Raw genomic sequence first — 16,831 nt, 5'->3', positions numbered from 1 at the left:
TCTTGAAAACTATTCTAGAATATTATTTTCCGAAAGAAGATAAAAACTTCACTCGATCGCCCACTGGAGGAGTATTATTATCGACTAAAGCTATTTCTAAAACAGCAGGTCCCTTTAAATTCTTGAAGTTATTCAGTAAGTCTTCGTTAAGATCCTGCATGTCATCTACTCTATAAGCTGGGATATTCATGGCTGTAGCAAGAGCGCTAATATTGATTGCTTCTTGCTCAAATGATGGGTGTGTACGTTTAAATTGCATTGAATGTCCATGATATACCATGCCTAGACGAGCATTATTCATTACAACAAATAGGATTGGTAAATTGTATTCTTTGGCAGTCAAAATTTCCATACCATGCATGAAGAAGCAACCATCTCCTGTAATGCATACAGTAGGGCGATCTGGATTTGCTAATTGTGAACCAATCGCAGTACCAATACCGCTTCCCATAGCACCAAAATGTACATTAATATCAAATGTTGAATAATCCAGAACCTTCATATGGTGGATGACATAAGACATAAACTCACCAATATCAATTGTATATCTAGTGGAAGCTGGTAAATATTTTTGTAGGCTTAGAAGTACATTGATTGTATTATATTCCTCTGTCATTTCCTCAAAGCCTACTTTATTTGGAACAACCAAATCAGCAGTGTTTCTTGTAAGACCAGCAGCTCTTAATTCCTCAATTAAATATGATAGGCTTAAGTTGATATCACCTAGAACAGGTAAGTTAATCGGATATTTTCGATTAAATACAGATTGGTCAAAGTCCATTTGGATAGTAAAACGGTTCTTCGTAAGATTCACATTATAATTATTTGTAGCTGTTTCACCTAAGCTTGATCCAACAATTAATAATACCTCTCCATTTCCTTCATTGATTAAAGAGGAAGGCTCTTCATGACCAGCAAAGCCGAAAATACCTTTTAGAAGAGGGTGGTTTTCTGGGATGAATCCTTTTGCCACCGGAGTTGTTAGAATTGGCCAATTAAGCATTTCTGCTAACTCAATGATTTGATCTGTAGAGTAACGGGAGCCTTGTCCGATGAAAATATAGCCCGTTTTTCTAGTTAATAATTCCTGAGCTACATTTTTGATTACGCTGAGATCTGGAACCATAGCTTTTCTCTTGGCAGGAGTCGGTATATGAGTGTTAACCGCCTCTTCATGCTGTAGATCAAGTGGAATCGCTACATGAACGGGTCCCGGAACATCACTTAACGCAATTTCGCATGCTTTCACAATTTCTTTTAAAATATCTTTTGAGTCTTTAACTAATACACTGTATTTTGTAACTGGTGCAAAGATAGGCGCAGCATCCAGCTCTTGAGAAGAATTTAATCCCATTGTATTTAATGGAACAGATCCAGTAATAAATAAAACCGGTAAGTGTTCACGCATTGCATTTGCAGCACCTGTCACGAGATTTGTTGCACCAGGGCCACTGCAACCGATACTTACAGCTAACTCATTCGTATATTTTGCATATGCTGCAGCCATATATGAAGCTGCACCCTCATGTTTTGTTACAATTGGCGTAATCTCTGGTACATCATTAAGTTCGTCAAAAAAAGCATTAACTGAACCTGCTGGAATGCCAAAAATATACTTTACTCCGGTCTCTTTTAAATATTCAAGTACAAGTCGAGCTGTTTTCATATTCATTCTCCTTATAGACTAAATAGATTTATATGGAAAGTATTTTTTCAATAGATGATCAGCTGTTAATGGCTTACTGAAAAAATAACCTTGCATCAAATAACAATTTTGAGAAGATAAAAATTCTACTTGTTCTAATGTCTCGACACCTTCAGCAATGACTTCAAGATTTAAATTGTGAGCTAGTGTGATGATTGTATTGGTAATCGCAGCCTCGTCTTCTGTCATTTCTTGCACGAAGGTTTTATCGATTTTTAATGTAGAAATCGGCAATTTTTTTAAGTAACCTAAAGAAGAGTAACCAGTGCCAAAGTCATCAATGGCTAAGTTAATACCTAATCCATTTAATTGTTTCATTGTTTTTAAAGTTAACTCTGTATTTTTAACAATAAGATTCTCTGTGAGCTCTAGATGCAAATACTCAGGTGATAGCTTAACTTTTTCTAATACATTTTTGACAATAGAGAATAAATTATTTTGCTCGAACTGAAGAACAGATAGATTGACAGACACACTTTTTAATTGGAAACCTTGATTATGCCATGCCTTGATCTGCTTACAAGCTTCAGTAAGAACCCATTCACCGATGGGCACAATCAGACCTGTTTCTTCAGCAATAGGAATAAATTTTTCTGGCGGAATCATACCGTGTTCTGGATGATTCCATCTTACTAAGGCTTCTACTCCCTCTAACTGATTCGTTTTATAGTTGATTTGAGGTTGATAGAGGAGAACAAGCTCATCTTTTTCTAAAGCTTTGTATAAAGCATTTTCTAACTTAATGTTTTCAAAGGTTCTTACATCCATGCTTTCACTAAAGAAATGATAACCACTGCCTGTTGTCTCTTTTGATTTGTACATGGCCGTATCTGCATTTTTAATTAATGTTTCTGTTGTATCCCCGTTATCAGGAAATAAACTAATACCGATGCTCGCTTTAATAAATATTTCATTGTCTAGCAAATTAAAAGGCTTTGTAAAAGTCGAGATAATATCATCAACCACTTTTAAGACATCATCTTTACTGTGGATATGGGGTAAACAAATGGCAAATTCGTCTCCACCTTGACGAGATAATGTTGCTGTGTGCGGAACACAATGGCGTAAACGATTGGCAACATCTCGAAGTAAACGATCTCCAAAGCTATGGCCAAGTGAGTCATTCACATATTTAAAACGATCCAAATCTAAGTACAATACGGCTAATTTTTCTCCATTCTCTTTTGAATGGATGATGCCTTGCGTTAATCTATCATTTAAGAGAACTCTGTTGGGCAAATCTGTTAAGCTATCATAATATGCATGGTAGGTAATCTCTTCTTCTAATTGTTTTCGTTCTGTAATATCTTTAAACGTGACAACTTCCCCAACAATTTTACCCCGCTCTTCTATTTGAGAGATGACATACTCAACGGGAAGACTCGAATGATCTTTTCTATAAAATTCGCCTTCTTTTAATCCGTATTTCGGGTTTTCTTCTAAATTAGATGCCACACTATTTAATCGGCTTATTTCTGTATTGTTAAAGATAACATTTACTGTTTTTCCAATTAATTCGTCCTCTGTTTTATAACCTAACATGTGTGCACCTGCTGGATTACAAAAGGTAATATTTCGGTCAAGGTCTAATCCAAAGATCCCCTCGCCTGCAGAGTTGAGAATCAACTCCTTTTCCCGACTAAGTTGCTGTAATTCTGCTATAACTCTTTCAAGTTCTTGATTTTTATCTGTTACTTCAGATGTTCTTTCTTCAATAATGACCTCTTGCTTTTCCATATATAAAAGATTTGATAATGTGGCGGCTGTCGCATCTATAATAGATTGGGCTAATTGTATTTTATTTTCTGAATAAGAGACTTTCTCTTCGCCAAGATTTACAATTGAGATTTGTCCTAAAATCTCGCCCATTGAAATTAAAGGAAACATGAGTAGACCTTTAATGCCAAAATTACGACAAACTTCGTGATTTGGTCGATTATCTTTAAAGACATCGGGAATGAATATAGCTTTTCTTGTTTCAAAAACTTCTTGCATTACCAGGTCATTACTTTGATCCATTTGAAATTTATTATGTGTTTTGAGCCATTCTGATTCAGTCCAGTCACTCCTATTGCTTAACTTGGCGGGTTTAATCTTTTTCTCAGCTATCGGATCTAATAAGTGAACCCCTGTATTATACGTATCTAAAACTTGGGCTAAATAGAAAAAGCATTTATCAAGACTTTCTTGCATAGAAGAACACATCGATAAATCTCGTGTCGCATCAAGCAAAAGCTGCTTTTCTTTAATGAGTCGTTCTTTATACGTTAGATTATTCGCATTTTGTATGGCAACAGCAGCCATATTGACATATGCCTCGACTGTTTGTATTTCTTCATCTGTTAGATTCATCGGTATGCCATAATCGAATAAAAAGACCAGTCCAAATAGCTCATCTTCAAAAGAAATGGGCAGACCTAATAAAGACTTGATTTGAAATCCTGCAACAGCCCGTGGGTCAGGACGATTATCTTTTGATGTATCAGGAATGTATATGGCTTTCTTGGTTTCAATGACTTCTTTTGCGAGTAAATCGTAATCCGTATCAATGACATGCATATCTAAGGTCCATCCATTTAGATATTCCGGCTTTCCTACAAAGCCTCTAAACGATCCATCTTCTTGAGGTAAGTATATGCCGACAGAATTACATCGGACTATTTCCTCTGATATTGCAATGGTTACTTGTTCCAATACTTCGCGTAATTCGAGCTTCATATTGATAACTTTAGTTATATTAGCAAGACGTGAGTATCTTGTTTGTTCTTTACTCATGTATTATCCATTCCTTTTTAGAAAGATATAGTACTTAAGATTATACCTTATAGTAATTTAAGAAAATAAAACTTTGAACCACTTTTAGTAAAAAGAAGCTGTAAATATTTAGATAAACGAATTGCATAAAACTAAATATATAAACTGAAGTCAAAATAACTTAGAATGTTTGAGCTATTGGTTGAGGTCTTTTTTCTTTCGCAACTTATTTACAAATCTATAAAAATAGATATAATGGTGGTATGGAACCTTTACTAATTTATAAAGCATTATCAAATGAGACAAGACAACAAATTTTATTGTGGTTAAAAGACCCAGAAATTTATTTTGATGAAGAGCCTTATTTAAAACAGGGGATTAGTTTTCAAGTTGGCGTATGTGTAGGAGAGATTCAATTAAAAACTGGGATGGCCCAATCAGTTATTTCTAGTTATTTATTCACAATGAAAAAGGCAGGATTATTAGAATCCGAACGAATTGGGAAGTGGACGTATTATCGTCGGAATGAAAAAACAATCAAAGAATTTGCCGATTATGTTCAAACTAAATTATAAAAAGAGGGGAGGGTTTCTTTTTTTAAGCTAATACATCTATTTTTTTAGATATATAGATGAATAAATTTATAATTAAGAATGGAGTTTGATATTCATGAAGAAAATAAGCCCTCTGCTTATCATTACATTGGCATTAGGTGTATTTGGAATCATTACAACAGAAATGAGTATTGTCGGGGTGTTACCACAAATAGCGAAAAAATTTGCAATTTCCACTTCACAGGCGGGCTTATTAGTAAGTATATTTGCGCTAGTTGTTGCAATCTCTGGGCCATTTCTTATAGTAATAGTCTCTGGAATTAACCGTAAGTTACTTTTACTGACAGCCATATTTATGTTCGTTATTTCTAATGTTATTTATGCTTTTACAACCCAGTTTGAAATTATGCTCATTTTTCGTATTCTACCTGCAGCGCTTCACCCCCTCTTCTTTTCGATAGCACTTGTTACTGCTGCTTCTCTTGTCCCACCTGAAAAAAGTGGACAAGCCATCACAAAGGTTTTCATGGGAATTACCGTTGGTTTTGCTTTTGGTGTACCATTAACATCTTATCTTGCAGAACAGTTTTCATTAGAAGTTGCTTTTTTGTTTGGAGCAATTGTAAACGCTCTTGCTTTTATAGGAATAGCTACTTTGCTTCCTTCTATGCCAGTTACAGAAAAAATGTCCTTTGGAAAACAGATAGGTATATTACGTAAGCCTGGATTGTGGTTAAACATAATAGCAGTTGTATTTATTTTTGCAGCCATGTTTTCAGTTTATAGTTACTTTGCTGAATACCTTGCAAGAGTATCAAACATGAATGGTTCTCTAATCAGTATCATGTTACTCATATTTGGGCTAATTATGGTTGTTGGCAATCATTTATTTGGAGTATTTTTACAAAGAAGTATTGTGAATACCATCGTATCATTCCTAGGTGCATATTTAATTATTTATATATTGCTATATTATTTAGGCTCTTATTTAGTTCCCATGATTTTTATGATATTTATTTGGGGGATCATTCATTCTGGTGGATTAATTGTAAGCCAAGCTTGGTTAATGAATGAAGCAAAGGAATCACCGGAATTTGGAAACAGTTTATTCGTCTCGTTTTCAAACCTTGGAATTACTTTAGGAACGACTATTGGAGGCTGGTTTATTTCTAAATTAGGAATTCGCCAGCTGATTTGGAGTGGCTTCCTATTCACGCTTCTTTCTTTATTATTGATAACAATAAAAATAAAGTACTTCAGAATTAATTTGCCAGCAGAATAAGAAGCTAAGAGCCAGGCTATGTACAAATCATTTACTCATAAATTGAACATTTATCTATTACTAAATAGAGTGTAAATCCTTAAAAATGAAAGATAAGAACAACTTGCTTTGCAGGACTTCTAACAAATAATCTTGAAGTCTTACATAAGATAGACTGATCTTGTTTTGCAGGCTAAGGCTAATCTAGGGGAGGGCAAAATGAGGAAGTTCAAACATTGGGGAATTGTAGCGTTAATATTACTGCTTGTTGGGCTAGCACTTTGGTGGTTTGCTTTAGAGATTAAGGAGCGACAGGTATTACTTAATCAATTTGATGCGTTTGTATACGATGATAACGATGTCCTTTCTTGGTTTGAACTGACTAGTCGAAATGGAAAAGTGAAAGGTGAATATCATCAACAGAAAATCAAAGAAAAAGAAACATTCTCAGTCACCGGAAAGGAAACCGAAGAAGGGTTTGAATTGAAGGTGAATAAATATGGGAATGTTCTGGTGTTTGATATAAAGCCTTCTAAACTTAATCTGCTGGTACAAAAAAGAGGCGAAAAGAGTAGCCATTTATACAGGGGTGTTAGCCAAGAGGAGCTTGCTACATCTGTAGAGGCAAATAGGGAATATAATACGGAATATGTGGAAAAGACGCGTTGGAAACAATTTACGGTTGCACTGAAACGAAATTATGGCTATCTTTATGCTGAGGAACATGGAACATATCAGCTCTTTCTAAAAGTTGATGAGGTACTATCTGGAGGAGAATTGTCTGGGTCACTTCTTGTTATGAATGCTAATGGTGACTCTAATAAACCCTATAAGGAAACCCGTTATGTGATGAATGGGATAACAGACGGAAAAATGGTTGAGTTCTTTCCTACCGTAAACGGAAGATCTACAAAACTGGGTGGGCATTTTCTTAAGGATGCAACTGGCTTAGACCTTTTATTTTGGATAACCGGTGAACAACTGCGATTTCATGCTGTAACTGAAAAAGAATTTAAACAAAGTTATGAGAAGTTTAAATTGCTTAAAGAATAAATAACAACCATTAAATAGCATCTAACTAAATCGAGATCTTTAAGCGGATTTGAGAAGGAAAATAAGCATTGGATTATCTCCATTGCTTATTTTTTCTTATGAATTATTTATTTCCAGTTTTCGATATAAAAGCGCGAGTATCATAGCAGGGATAGTACAAACAATCATGCCGAGAAAGGCATATCTTGGCTCAATTTCGTATAAATAACCGCCAAATACAGTAAATACAGCAGTACTCCAACTAAGGGCTAAAGCTGAATAAATGCCTTGAGCTTTCGAAATCATTGTAGGTGAAATGTTTTTTATTTGGTATTTCATAAACGCATAATGCGCCATAGCAAATGAAAAAGCATGCAGAGCCTGTGCAATACTAAAAACGATTACATTTGGAAAGACAAATACGAATACCCAACGAATGGTAGAACCCACCGCTGCTATAGCTAATAACGAACCCACTGAGAATGTATGAAACTTTCGATCAGCTATGGAAAAAAAGATGACTTCTGCTATAACGGAGATATTAATAATAGTACCTATTAAAAACTTGGGTGCATGTATTTCTTGTAAAAAGAGATAACCATAACTGTAATAGGATGCATGTGCTGCTTGCAGTAAGATGACGATAATTAGTACTAAACTAAAGTACTTAATACGGAATAATTTTAGCATTCCACCCTTTTGCATTAGATCTACCGTTGGCTTTACAGATAGAATTGCGGGAGCACGTGTGAAACCAAGACATATCAATACCACAGCACCAAGTAAGAATCCCCATAAAATAACTTTATCTCCAAGTGACCCTGTAAAGACAGATAAAAGCATGCCAGCCAAGATAAAGGCAATAGATCCCCACTGACGGCTCTTTCCATAATCTTTTAACTGATTACTTTGTATAAGCACGCCAGCAGCGCTATCCAAGGTAGGCATCAAAGCTGGATAAAAGAAGTGAAATATTAATGTAACTATAAGTAAGCTTGTAAAGGAGCTGGATGGAATATAAAACAGTATGGCAATCAGTGTTCCAATCCCTGCTCCATTTAATAAGGTTTTAATACTATATTTCTCTGACAAATAAGGAAATGCAAATAGTGTAGAAAGGCCTCTGGCAACTAGACCCACACTCATAATCAAACTAGCTTGAGGGATGGTCATTCCTTTGGCATGAATCAACCATCCCGTCCAATAGGGCAGAAAAATCCCCCATGTCATGAAAAAACTAAAATATTGCATGCTCATCCAGCGATGTGTGTGATGTGTGTTCATTTTATTTCCCTCCATTGTTTGCATGGTATCATGGAGTGAAGAGAGAATAATATGAGATATCTCATATTTTTGAGGTGCAAGATGGAAACTTACAAGGATGAGAAAAAACAACAATATATGAGGAAGTACTCAATTGCGCATTTGTTTTCCTTTCCAGTGGAGGAGTTTATTGAGGTACACCAGTATGAGCGAGATGAATGGATAATACAAGAAGGAACGAGATCCAATTTTCTGTTTTATGTTATTGAAGGAAAGGGCAAAATTTATGTAACACATCAAAATGGGAAAGTATCCTTAATTAATTTTATCAACACTCATGATTATATTGGAGAAATGGAATTATTAAACGAGGTGTACTATACAAAAGGGATTCAGGCCTTAACTAAGACCATTTGTTTTGCTATTCCCATTCATCATTGTGGTACCCAATTGTTAGAAGACGCAAAGTTTCTACGTGAATTAACCAAGTTTTTAAGTATTAAGGCAACTATTATGGCAACGAGGTATTCACAGAGCCTGGCTTTTCCGCTTGAAAATAGACTAGCAGATTTCATTTTACAAACAGCTGATGAAGGGATATATAAAGAGAGGCACATAACAGTTTGTGATTATTTAGGTGTATCCTATCGTCACTTATTGCATGTATTAACACAATTCTGTGATAAAGGCTATTTACAAAAGCGTGGAAGAAACTACCAAATTACCAGGCCTCAATCTTTATATAATCTTGCAGGTATGTTAAAAAATATGTAATAAACATTTCATACAGTCCCAGTAAATTGCTTGGACTGTATTTTTATTAATTGAATTATCCAGTACAATGGTTAAATAGAGGTTAAATGGGAAATTTCACTAGATATTTAAAGTGTACTCGTTAAAATGAAAATAGGAAAAGTAGAAAGGAAGCGCTTGTTATGCATAATGTGATGAATCGAAATAATGTGAAGGTTATAGGGCAGGGAGAGCAAACGATTATTCTTGCACACGGATTTGGTTGTGACCAGAGCATGTGGCAATATGTAACTCCAAACCTGGCTGATCGTTATCGAATTGTTTTATTTGATTATGTAGGATCAGGAAACTCGGATATCACTGCTTATAAATCAGAAAAATATAGCACGCTCCATGGATATAAACGGGATGTTCTAGACATCATTGAAGAAATGAATCTTCAACATGTATTATTTATTGGACATTCAATTAGTTCAATGATTGGCATGCTGGCTGCAATTGAGCGACCAGATTACTTCGATAAACTGATTATGATTGCGCCTTCTCCTTGTTATTTAAATGATTCAGACGGATATATTGGTGGATTTGAACGAAGTGATATTAATGAAATACTTGCGATGATGGAAATGAATTTTGCTGGCTGGGCAAGCTATATGGCTCCTTTAGCTATGGATCAGTCGAATGATTCAGAGCTAACTAAAGAACTGGAAAGTAGCTTTGTTTCAACGAATTCACGTGTAGCGAGGGAGTTTGCAGAGGTTACATTCTATTCAGATTACCGTTCTAGCTTAGACTTATTAGATGTACCTACATTAATTATTCAATGCTCTGAGGATAGCATTGTACCAAAAGAAGTAGGCGAATATTTAAATCAACATTTGCAAAATAGTACGCTTAAAATCATAGATGCAAGAGGTCATTACCCACATATTAGTCAACCGTTAGAAACAACTAAGATGATTATGGAGTATCTAGAGAATTAATTTATCAGAGGGGATTAATTATGAATGAAAGATTAAGAGAAGCACCTTGTGGGTTTATATCGATTGACCGTAATGGTTATATAACAGAGGTTAATAATACCTTTCTTGAATGGATGGGGTTCAAGCAAGAGAATTTAATAGGGGAGCACTTTGAATCGCTCTTATCGACGGGGAATAAGTTAATCTTTCATTCTTATTTTTACCCAAATATTAATTTACATGGATATGTAGAAGAATTATTCGTCAATCTTAGAAATCAAAACGGCGAAGCTATTCCTTATTTAATGAATGCACGACATGTAAAGCAAGACAGTATTGAAATGATCGACTGTATATTTGTTCAAATGAAAAAGCGGATAGATTATGAACTAGAATTACGTAAGACTAAAAAGCAAATGGAAGAGGCTTATATAGAAAAGAATATAGCTTTTGCAAAACTAGAACAAATCTATCTTGAAATAGAAAAGAAACAAATTGAATTGATGGAGATTAATTCAGGATTAGTTGAAATATCAAATACAGATAAGCTTACAGGCATTCCTAACAGAAGATTCTTTCAGCAAAAACTGGAGGAGCAGATTGACTGTTACCACAAAGAACAAAAAGTATTCTCCCTACTTATTATTGATATTGATCATTTTAAAAAGGTGAATGATACGTATGGACACCATATAGGTGACATGGTACTTATAAAACTAGCAAATATCCTAAAAAGCCAGGTGAGAACTGCAGATATTCCTGCTCGTTTTGGCGGTGAAGAATTTACAATCATTCTGCCAAATACGGATGTAGTAGAAGCGATAAGTATTTCTCGGAATATGAATCAAAAGGTTGAACAAGCGGAGTGGAAAGAGGTTGGGAGTTTAACAATCAGTATTGGAGCAGCCACCTTTACTAATAAGGATACAGAAGAATCGATCATAGAAAATGCAGACCAAGCTCTCTATTCTTCTAAGAAGATGGGGCGAAACCGAGCGACTCATTATAGGGATTTATCTTAATGTGGTAAAAACATTAGGTGAGACATAACACCAATTATTAAAGGTATATGGAATTTTTCATATACCTTTTTATTATTCTAAAAAACTTACCTATATAAAGCATTGTGTGTTTTTTACGAATTTATATTTTGTTTATATTTGCGATATATACAGTTTAGAACTAATGTCCATACTGAGTATAAGAAAACGATAAGGGAGAGAATACTTTATGAATAACAAATTCAAATTCACTACACTTGCTATTCTTAGCTCAGTTACATTATTAGCAGCATGCAATGATACAACTAAAAATGAGACCAACAAATCAGCGGTACAAAATGAGCAGGCGGAAGCCAAAAACGCTGAACAGCCACTTTCAAGGGGGCAAGAAATGGCGAGCATATTAAGTAGTACAAATTGGCAAGGTACTCGTGTTTATGATAAAGATAAAAATGACTTAACTAAGGAGAATTCGGGTTTTATTGGTTTAGCAAAATACGATGCAGAGAAAGGACGTTACGAGTTTTTTGATGCGAAAACAGGCAAAACACGAGGCGACGAGGGTACATTCTTTGTCACAAATGATGGCCAGAAACGCATTTTAATTTCAGATACGATGAAATATCAAGCCGTTGTTGAAATAACTGAATTAGATCAGAAGATTTTCACGTACAAACGTATGGGCAAAGATACGAAAGGTAATGATATAGAAGTATTTGTAGAGCATATACCATATGATAAAAATGATTTAGCTTTCTCTAAAGCAGATCAAAAGCTAACTACTTCTACTGGAGATATTAATACTCGTATAGATGGGGATAAAATTCTTGGTGAAACGTTATGGCAAGGAACTAAGGTGCTTGATGAGGATGGAAATGATGTCTCAAAGTATAATACGAACTTTTTAAGTGTGGCAAAGTTTGAAGAGGACACGAACAAATATGAATTCTTTAATAAAGAAACAGGAGAAAGTCGTGGAGACTACGGTTACTTTGATGTCATTAACCATAATAAAATCCGTGCGCATGTATCAATAGGCGATAATAAATACGGTGCTGCCTTAGAACTTACTGAATTAAATGATGGCAAGTTTACTTATAAGCGTGTAGGTAAAGATGCAAATGGCAAAGATATCACCATCTTTGTGGAGCATGAGCCATATAAGGGAGATTTAAACCCATCATTTAGTTTTTAACTATAGCTCCTTCCTTGAAAAAGGGAGGAATCTCCTTTATAAATTGAGGAAAGGAGATGGATAATGACAATAAAAAATAGATTTTTAACTTCATATATTGGCGGTATTGTGATTGCGAGTGTCACAATTCTCTCTATTCTATGCATTGTCTTTTATGTCACAACAGGATCTATTCCCACACCTAAAACATTGTACCAGACTTTTACGAAGCAGCGTTCTTTGAGTCCGGATGAGGGGCTTGCTTATGTAGAACTACGGAATATTGCTAAGATGGATCCAGACAATCTTTTAGAGCAGGATATCCAAAAAAGATTGCAACAGATTGAGCTGAAGTCACTTGGCGTTGTCATCCGGCATGAAAAGGAAATAGTATATTATTCAAGGGGACTAGTAGAAAGGTCTCTTGTTGTACATTTCCCGTCTTTTGATAAGAATAATATTGAGACAAAGGGCACAATAGATAATGCAGGTGGACTCTACCGTTATATTAAGTATGATTTTTTTTATAGCGATAAGTCGAAGGGCAGCGTTTTAGTGTTAAAGAAAGAAAATAGCTTTTTAGATTTCCTGACAAAATGGGGAATTATTATTATTCTCTTCATCTTTCTTGTAGCTATCACGGCAATGCTCTTTTTAAATCAGTTTTTAAATAAGACAATTATTAAGCCACTAGAAAATTTAGGACGGACCATGTCTGAAATTCGAGAAGGAGATTTAATGATTGAGGCACCAGCATTACCTCCAAAGACAGCAAAGGAGGTACATGAACTGACCTCCAACTTTGAGAGTATGCGGTTAGCACTTTTAGATTCTATCCAGGAGCAGCGTAATCTTGAAAAAAATCGTAAAGACCTAATAGCCAGTATTTCTCATGATTTAAAAACACCGATTACCACCATTATTGGTTATGTTGAAGGTTTACAGGAGGGTGTTGCCGAAACACCTGAAAAGCGAGAAAAGTATTTGAGGACCATCCATTCTAAATCAATTGCATTGAATAGATTAATTGAAGAACTTTTCCTTTATTCAAAGTTTGATGCAGAGGCCATTCAGTTCTACTTTGAGCGTATACAGCTTACAAAGTTCCTTACACATATCGTGGAGGAGTTCCAGCTATATAATCAAGAAGTTCATTTAGAGTTGAACGTAGAGGAGGATGTGTATGTTTATATTGATCGAATGCAGATGAATCGGGCCATTATTAATTTAATAGAAAATAGTATGAAATTTAAAAAGCAAAATGAACTATTATATATAATTTTAGAAGTAATAGTCGTGGATGATCTAGTTGAAATTAAAGTAAGGGATAACGGGCAAGGAATTCCGGAATCCAAGCTCCCATATGTATTTGATCATTTTTATCGTGGTGAAGAAGCACGTACCTCAACGACAGGCGGAAGTGGTCTGGGGCTTGCCATTGTAAAGCAGATCGTTGCCAAGCACAATGGCCGTGTAAAAATTCAAAGCAAGCTAGATTATGGTACAACAGTGACAATAATCTTGAAAAAGGCTTAAAGGAAGTGTCAATGACTCGTGCCAACTCGTATATTAATCATCGAGGATGATATCAGTATTGCAGAATTACAGAGAGATTATTTAGAAATTAATCAAATACAAGCAGATATCGTGACAGACGGTTTTGAGGGGATGAATCGAGCATTAAACGAGCCTTTTGATTTAGTTGTCGTTGATTTGATGCTCCCCTCTATGAATGGTTTTGAAATTTGTCGACGTATTCGTGAAAAGAAAGATATACCACTTATAATTGTGTCTGCAAAAAAGGAAGATATTGATAAGATCAGGGGGCTTGGTTTAGGCGCTGATGATTATATAACGAAACCATTCAGCCCGAGCGAGTTTGTCGCGCGTGTACAAGCTCATAGTAAACGTTATAAGCAGTTGACAGGTACTGGACAAACACAGGATTATTTAGAGATGAAAAATATTATAGTTGATAAAGCTGCACGGAAAGTATTTGTGTTAGATCAGGAAGTTATTTTTACAACGAAGGAATTTGATTTGCTCGCGTTCTTTATGGACCATCCAAATCGCGTTTGGACAAAGGAACAGCTTTTCCGTCAATTATGGTATATGGACGATTTAGATGGAGATGTTTTTACAGTTGTTGTCCATGTGGGACGAATACGAGATAAATTGAAAAAAGCGAAATTATCCGAGCTGCCGATCGAGACAATTTGGGGCAGCGGATATCGCTTTAATAGTTGAAAATATTGTTGTATTCAAGAAAATAAAAAACTGCCCACTAAGTATGAGAGGCAGTTTTTTATTATCAGATAATAATGTGAAATATTTTTCATTTTCACAAGTTAAATTTTCGTTGTTCCGGCATTTTTTCGCGTAAATAGGATACCGATTATTATAGCTAAAATTAATAGAATAATGGTTAACAGCAAGGTTTTTATATAATATTCATTATGCGCATCAGATAGTAACTGTACGCTGTAATTTGCTAATTTCCATGGTGAGAAATGCCAGTATTGGCCAATCAATGAATCGATCATAACACCAAATGGGATGACAATAATGGTGAAGGTTGTTGCGAACGCTGTCTTAAATATAGCGCTAAACATTAGCGCAACAGCTGTGGCAAATACAATCCATACACAATAGGACAGAACCATTTGAATAAAGGACATAGTATCAACTGATCCATATAAAATAGCTGTATAGTACATACTGCCAGCATAGCCTAAGCTAACACTTAGAATGCCTAGTAAGCTTCCTACAACCCATTTACTCATAAATAAAGCAAAAAAAGAAATAGGTCTCACGTATATAAGGGTTGCTGTACCGTTTTGTCTTTCACGGTTAATCATCCCTGCTATTGTAATGACAAACACGATAAGGCCTATCGATTGGAATTGACCAGTAGAAGCCATCAGAATATCAATTGGTACAAAGTCTGGTAGTGAAAGAGAGAATCCATCGGGCATATTGCCGACAGCATTTAAAATGTCTTCCATATAATAATTTGTTAATGGATCTGTAATTCCTAGCAAAATAAATAGTAGCGGCATCCACAAGAACTTGAAGCTTCTCCAGCTTTCACGAAATTCTTTTTGAAGTAGTATAATGAAAGTCTTCATTGTCCAACCACCTTCATAAAAATTTCCTCTAATGTCATCGTCACTCGTTCCACTTTTAATATAGAAAATGGCAGAACAATAAGTTGGGACATGAGCTCTTGCATCGTTGGAAAGCCATCTTTTATTTCTATAAAAGCATAAGATTCCTCTACTGTGGTTGGTAGCTGTGATTGTGTGGCAAAGAGTGATGCCTCTTCTTTACTTGTAAATTGAATCTTATAACGGAATGAATCAAATTTCGTACGTATATCCTTCAAGGAACCTTGCTCTACTAATTCCCCCTTTTTTAAGAAGAGCAGCTGGTCTGTCATTTCCTCTGCATCATTTAAGATGTGAGTAGAATACAAAATCGTTGAATGTTGCTGCAATTGTTTTAATAGATTTATAACTTCTCGTCTCCCAACCGGATCAAGAGCGGATACAGGTTCGTCTAATATGAGGAGCTTTGGTTTGTGGACGATGGCTTGAGCAATACCAAGCCGTTGTTTCATACCACCTGAAAATGTGGACGTTTTCTTTGATCTATCGTTCGTTAATCCAACGAAATCCAACACTCTTTCTGCCTGTTTTTTTGCATCCCTGGATGGTACACCGTTTAGCTTTCCAGTCATCTCGGTAAACTCTAATGCCGTTAACCAAGGATAAAAGTTAGGGTATTGAGGCAAAAAGCCAATTTCTTTTCGGATATCTTGGGTATCATTCATTCTAATAGATCCATTGGTTGGTTTTAGTAAGCCCGTGAGCATGGATAAAGTAGTCGTTTTTCCAGCTCCATTTGGACCAATTAATGCAGTGGAAGTCCCTGCTTCAAGAACAAAAGACAAATCATCTACTACTTTTTCTCCACCAAAAACCTTCGTAAGATGTTCAATTCTAATCATGAAGTTTTTCTCCCAAAAATAAAGTAACAGATTGGTCCAATCGTATTGAGGAATAAGATGACAATAGCCCAAACCCATTTTGGACCGTTCGTTGCATGAATGCGTATCAAATCAATTAATGCAACAATAAATAATATAAACTGAATAACAAGGAGTGGGGCGACTAACGCCCAATTAATATCTATCACTATAAATTCACCTCTACTTTTTAAATTAGGAATTAATTATAGATCCCCTAAATCAAAGTATCATTGGAATCCATTAAAAATTCCTTTTTTGGGGCTTTTGCTGACTTTACATATTGTTCTTCTAGTTTGAATAATAATAGAAAATTTGAAGCGGTGTATTTCTTAAATCAGTTTG

The 16,831-nt window shown here is 35.3% G+C and carries 15 protein-coding genes; 9 read left to right on the top strand and 6 right to left on the bottom strand.

The window, feature by feature from the left end; all coding sequences use genetic code 11:
• Positions 1-22 precede the first annotated feature (22 nt).
• Complete coding sequence (locus M2M59_RS16200) at positions 23-1,666, bottom strand: thiamine pyrophosphate-binding protein (RefSeq protein WP_249775108.1); 1,644 nt, start codon at positions 1,664-1,666, stop codon at positions 23-25.
• Positions 1,667-1,684: 18 nt separating this feature from the next.
• Positions 1,685-4,480: a bifunctional diguanylate cyclase/phosphodiesterase gene (locus tag M2M59_RS16195; protein WP_147197558.1), complete on the bottom strand. Its 2,796-nt coding sequence runs from the start codon at positions 4,478-4,480 to the stop codon at positions 1,685-1,687.
• A gap of 242 nt (positions 4,481-4,722) precedes the next feature.
• Here M2M59_RS16195 and M2M59_RS16190 point away from each other — a divergent pair, with 242 nt between their 5' ends.
• From M2M59_RS16190 to M2M59_RS16180, 3 genes are all read left to right on the top strand, one after another.
• Positions 4,723-5,034: an ArsR/SmtB family transcription factor gene (locus tag M2M59_RS16190; protein WP_249775107.1), complete on the top strand. Its 312-nt coding sequence runs from the start codon at positions 4,723-4,725 to the stop codon at positions 5,032-5,034.
• Positions 5,035-5,128: 94 nt separating this feature from the next.
• Positions 5,129-6,295 carry an MFS transporter gene (locus M2M59_RS16185; protein WP_249775106.1) on the top strand — a complete coding sequence of 389 codons (1,167 nt, stop codon included), beginning with the start codon at positions 5,129-5,131 and terminating at the stop codon, positions 6,293-6,295.
• Positions 6,296-6,493: 198 nt separating this feature from the next.
• Entirely contained in the window at positions 6,494-7,327 is an 834-nt protein-coding gene (locus M2M59_RS16180) for a hypothetical protein (RefSeq protein WP_249775105.1), read from the top strand.
• Between the two features lie 96 nt (positions 7,328-7,423).
• On the opposite strand, the gene M2M59_RS16175 is transcribed toward M2M59_RS16180, so the two are convergent.
• Positions 7,424-8,590, bottom strand: a complete 1,167-nt coding sequence (locus tag M2M59_RS16175; RefSeq protein ID WP_249775104.1) for an MFS transporter — start codon at positions 8,588-8,590, stop codon at positions 7,424-7,426.
• Between the two features lie 81 nt (positions 8,591-8,671).
• Between M2M59_RS16175 and yeiL the strand changes: the two genes are divergently transcribed.
• The 6 genes from yeiL (at position 8,672) to M2M59_RS16145 (ending at position 14,706) form a co-directional block, all read left to right on the top strand.
• The gene (yeiL, locus tag M2M59_RS16170) at positions 8,672-9,343 is read left to right on the top strand and encodes a transcriptional regulator YeiL (RefSeq protein ID WP_249775103.1); all 672 of its coding nucleotides are present in this window, start codon (positions 8,672-8,674) and stop codon (positions 9,341-9,343) included.
• Positions 9,344-9,504: 161 nt separating this feature from the next.
• Entirely contained in the window at positions 9,505-10,305 is an 801-nt protein-coding gene (locus M2M59_RS16165; protein ID WP_249775102.1) for an alpha/beta fold hydrolase, read from the top strand.
• A 20-nt stretch (positions 10,306-10,325) separates the two neighbouring features.
• Positions 10,326-11,306, top strand: coding sequence for a sensor domain-containing diguanylate cyclase (locus tag M2M59_RS16160; RefSeq protein ID WP_249775101.1), 981 nt, complete (start codon positions 10,326-10,328; stop codon positions 11,304-11,306).
• Positions 11,307-11,514: 208 nt separating this feature from the next.
• Positions 11,515-12,480, top strand: coding sequence for a DUF4822 domain-containing protein (locus M2M59_RS16155; RefSeq protein ID WP_249775100.1), 966 nt, complete (start codon positions 11,515-11,517; stop codon positions 12,478-12,480).
• Between the two features lie 63 nt (positions 12,481-12,543).
• On the top strand, positions 12,544-13,995 hold the full coding sequence (locus M2M59_RS16150; RefSeq protein WP_249775099.1) for a sensor histidine kinase: 1,452 nt from the start codon (positions 12,544-12,546) through the stop codon (positions 13,993-13,995).
• Between the two features lie 18 nt (positions 13,996-14,013).
• Positions 14,014-14,706 carry a response regulator transcription factor gene (locus M2M59_RS16145; protein ID WP_147197540.1) on the top strand — a complete coding sequence of 231 codons (693 nt, stop codon included), beginning with the start codon at positions 14,014-14,016 and terminating at the stop codon, positions 14,704-14,706.
• Between the two features lie 101 nt (positions 14,707-14,807).
• Here M2M59_RS16145 and M2M59_RS16140 read toward each other — a convergent pair whose 3' ends face one another.
• From M2M59_RS16140 to M2M59_RS16130, 3 genes are read right to left on the bottom strand one after another with little or no spacing between them, the layout of a single operon-like run.
• A complete protein-coding gene (locus M2M59_RS16140; protein ID WP_249775098.1) occupies positions 14,808-15,587 on the bottom strand; it encodes an ABC transporter permease in 780 nt (259 codons plus the stop codon).
• A complete protein-coding gene (locus tag M2M59_RS16135) occupies positions 15,584-16,468 on the bottom strand; it encodes an ABC transporter ATP-binding protein (protein ID WP_249775097.1) in 885 nt (294 codons plus the stop codon). The genes M2M59_RS16140 and M2M59_RS16135 overlap by 4 nt, the downstream gene beginning before the upstream one ends.
• Positions 16,465-16,656 carry a PLD nuclease N-terminal domain-containing protein gene (locus M2M59_RS16130; protein ID WP_249775096.1) on the bottom strand — a complete coding sequence of 64 codons (192 nt, stop codon included), beginning with the start codon at positions 16,654-16,656 and terminating at the stop codon, positions 16,465-16,467. The genes M2M59_RS16135 and M2M59_RS16130 overlap by 4 nt, the downstream gene beginning before the upstream one ends.
• Positions 16,657-16,831 lie beyond the last annotated feature (175 nt).

Origin of the sequence: Rummeliibacillus sp. G93 (assembly GCF_023515935.1) — a bacterium.
Lineage (GTDB): Bacteria > Bacillota > Bacilli > Bacillales_A > Planococcaceae > Rummeliibacillus > Rummeliibacillus stabekisii.
Note: the sequence above shows the minus strand (reverse complement) of the source record. Positions and strands in the feature narration are given on the sequence as shown.

What these genes read in the sequence shown, in the direction of transcription:
- M2M59_RS16200 (WP_249775108.1), bottom strand. Translation starts at nt 1,666, where the DNA reads ATGAAAACAGCTCGACTTGTACTTGAATATTTAAAAGAGACCGGAGTA.
- M2M59_RS16195 (WP_147197558.1), bottom strand. Translation starts at nt 4,480, where the DNA reads ATGAGTAAAGAACAAACAAGATACTCACGTCTTGCTAATATAACTAAA.
- M2M59_RS16190 (WP_249775107.1), top strand. Translation starts at nt 4,723, where the DNA reads ATGGAACCTTTACTAATTTATAAAGCATTATCAAATGAGACAAGACAA.
- M2M59_RS16185 (WP_249775106.1), top strand. Translation starts at nt 5,129, where the DNA reads ATGAAGAAAATAAGCCCTCTGCTTATCATTACATTGGCATTAGGTGTA.
- M2M59_RS16180 (WP_249775105.1), top strand. Translation starts at nt 6,494, where the DNA reads ATGAGGAAGTTCAAACATTGGGGAATTGTAGCGTTAATATTACTGCTT.
- M2M59_RS16175 (WP_249775104.1), bottom strand. Translation starts at nt 8,590, where the DNA reads ATGAACACACATCACACACATCGCTGGATGAGCATGCAATATTTTAGT.
- yeiL (WP_249775103.1), top strand. Translation starts at nt 8,672, where the DNA reads ATGGAAACTTACAAGGATGAGAAAAAACAACAATATATGAGGAAGTAC.
- M2M59_RS16165 (WP_249775102.1), top strand. Translation starts at nt 9,505, where the DNA reads ATGCATAATGTGATGAATCGAAATAATGTGAAGGTTATAGGGCAGGGA.
- M2M59_RS16160 (WP_249775101.1), top strand. Translation starts at nt 10,326, where the DNA reads ATGAATGAAAGATTAAGAGAAGCACCTTGTGGGTTTATATCGATTGAC.
- M2M59_RS16155 (WP_249775100.1), top strand. Translation starts at nt 11,515, where the DNA reads ATGAATAACAAATTCAAATTCACTACACTTGCTATTCTTAGCTCAGTT.
- M2M59_RS16150 (WP_249775099.1), top strand. Translation starts at nt 12,544, where the DNA reads ATGACAATAAAAAATAGATTTTTAACTTCATATATTGGCGGTATTGTG.
- M2M59_RS16140 (WP_249775098.1), bottom strand. Translation starts at nt 15,587, where the DNA reads ATGAAGACTTTCATTATACTACTTCAAAAAGAATTTCGTGAAAGCTGG.
- M2M59_RS16135 (WP_249775097.1), bottom strand. Translation starts at nt 16,468, where the DNA reads ATGATTAGAATTGAACATCTTACGAAGGTTTTTGGTGGAGAAAAAGTA.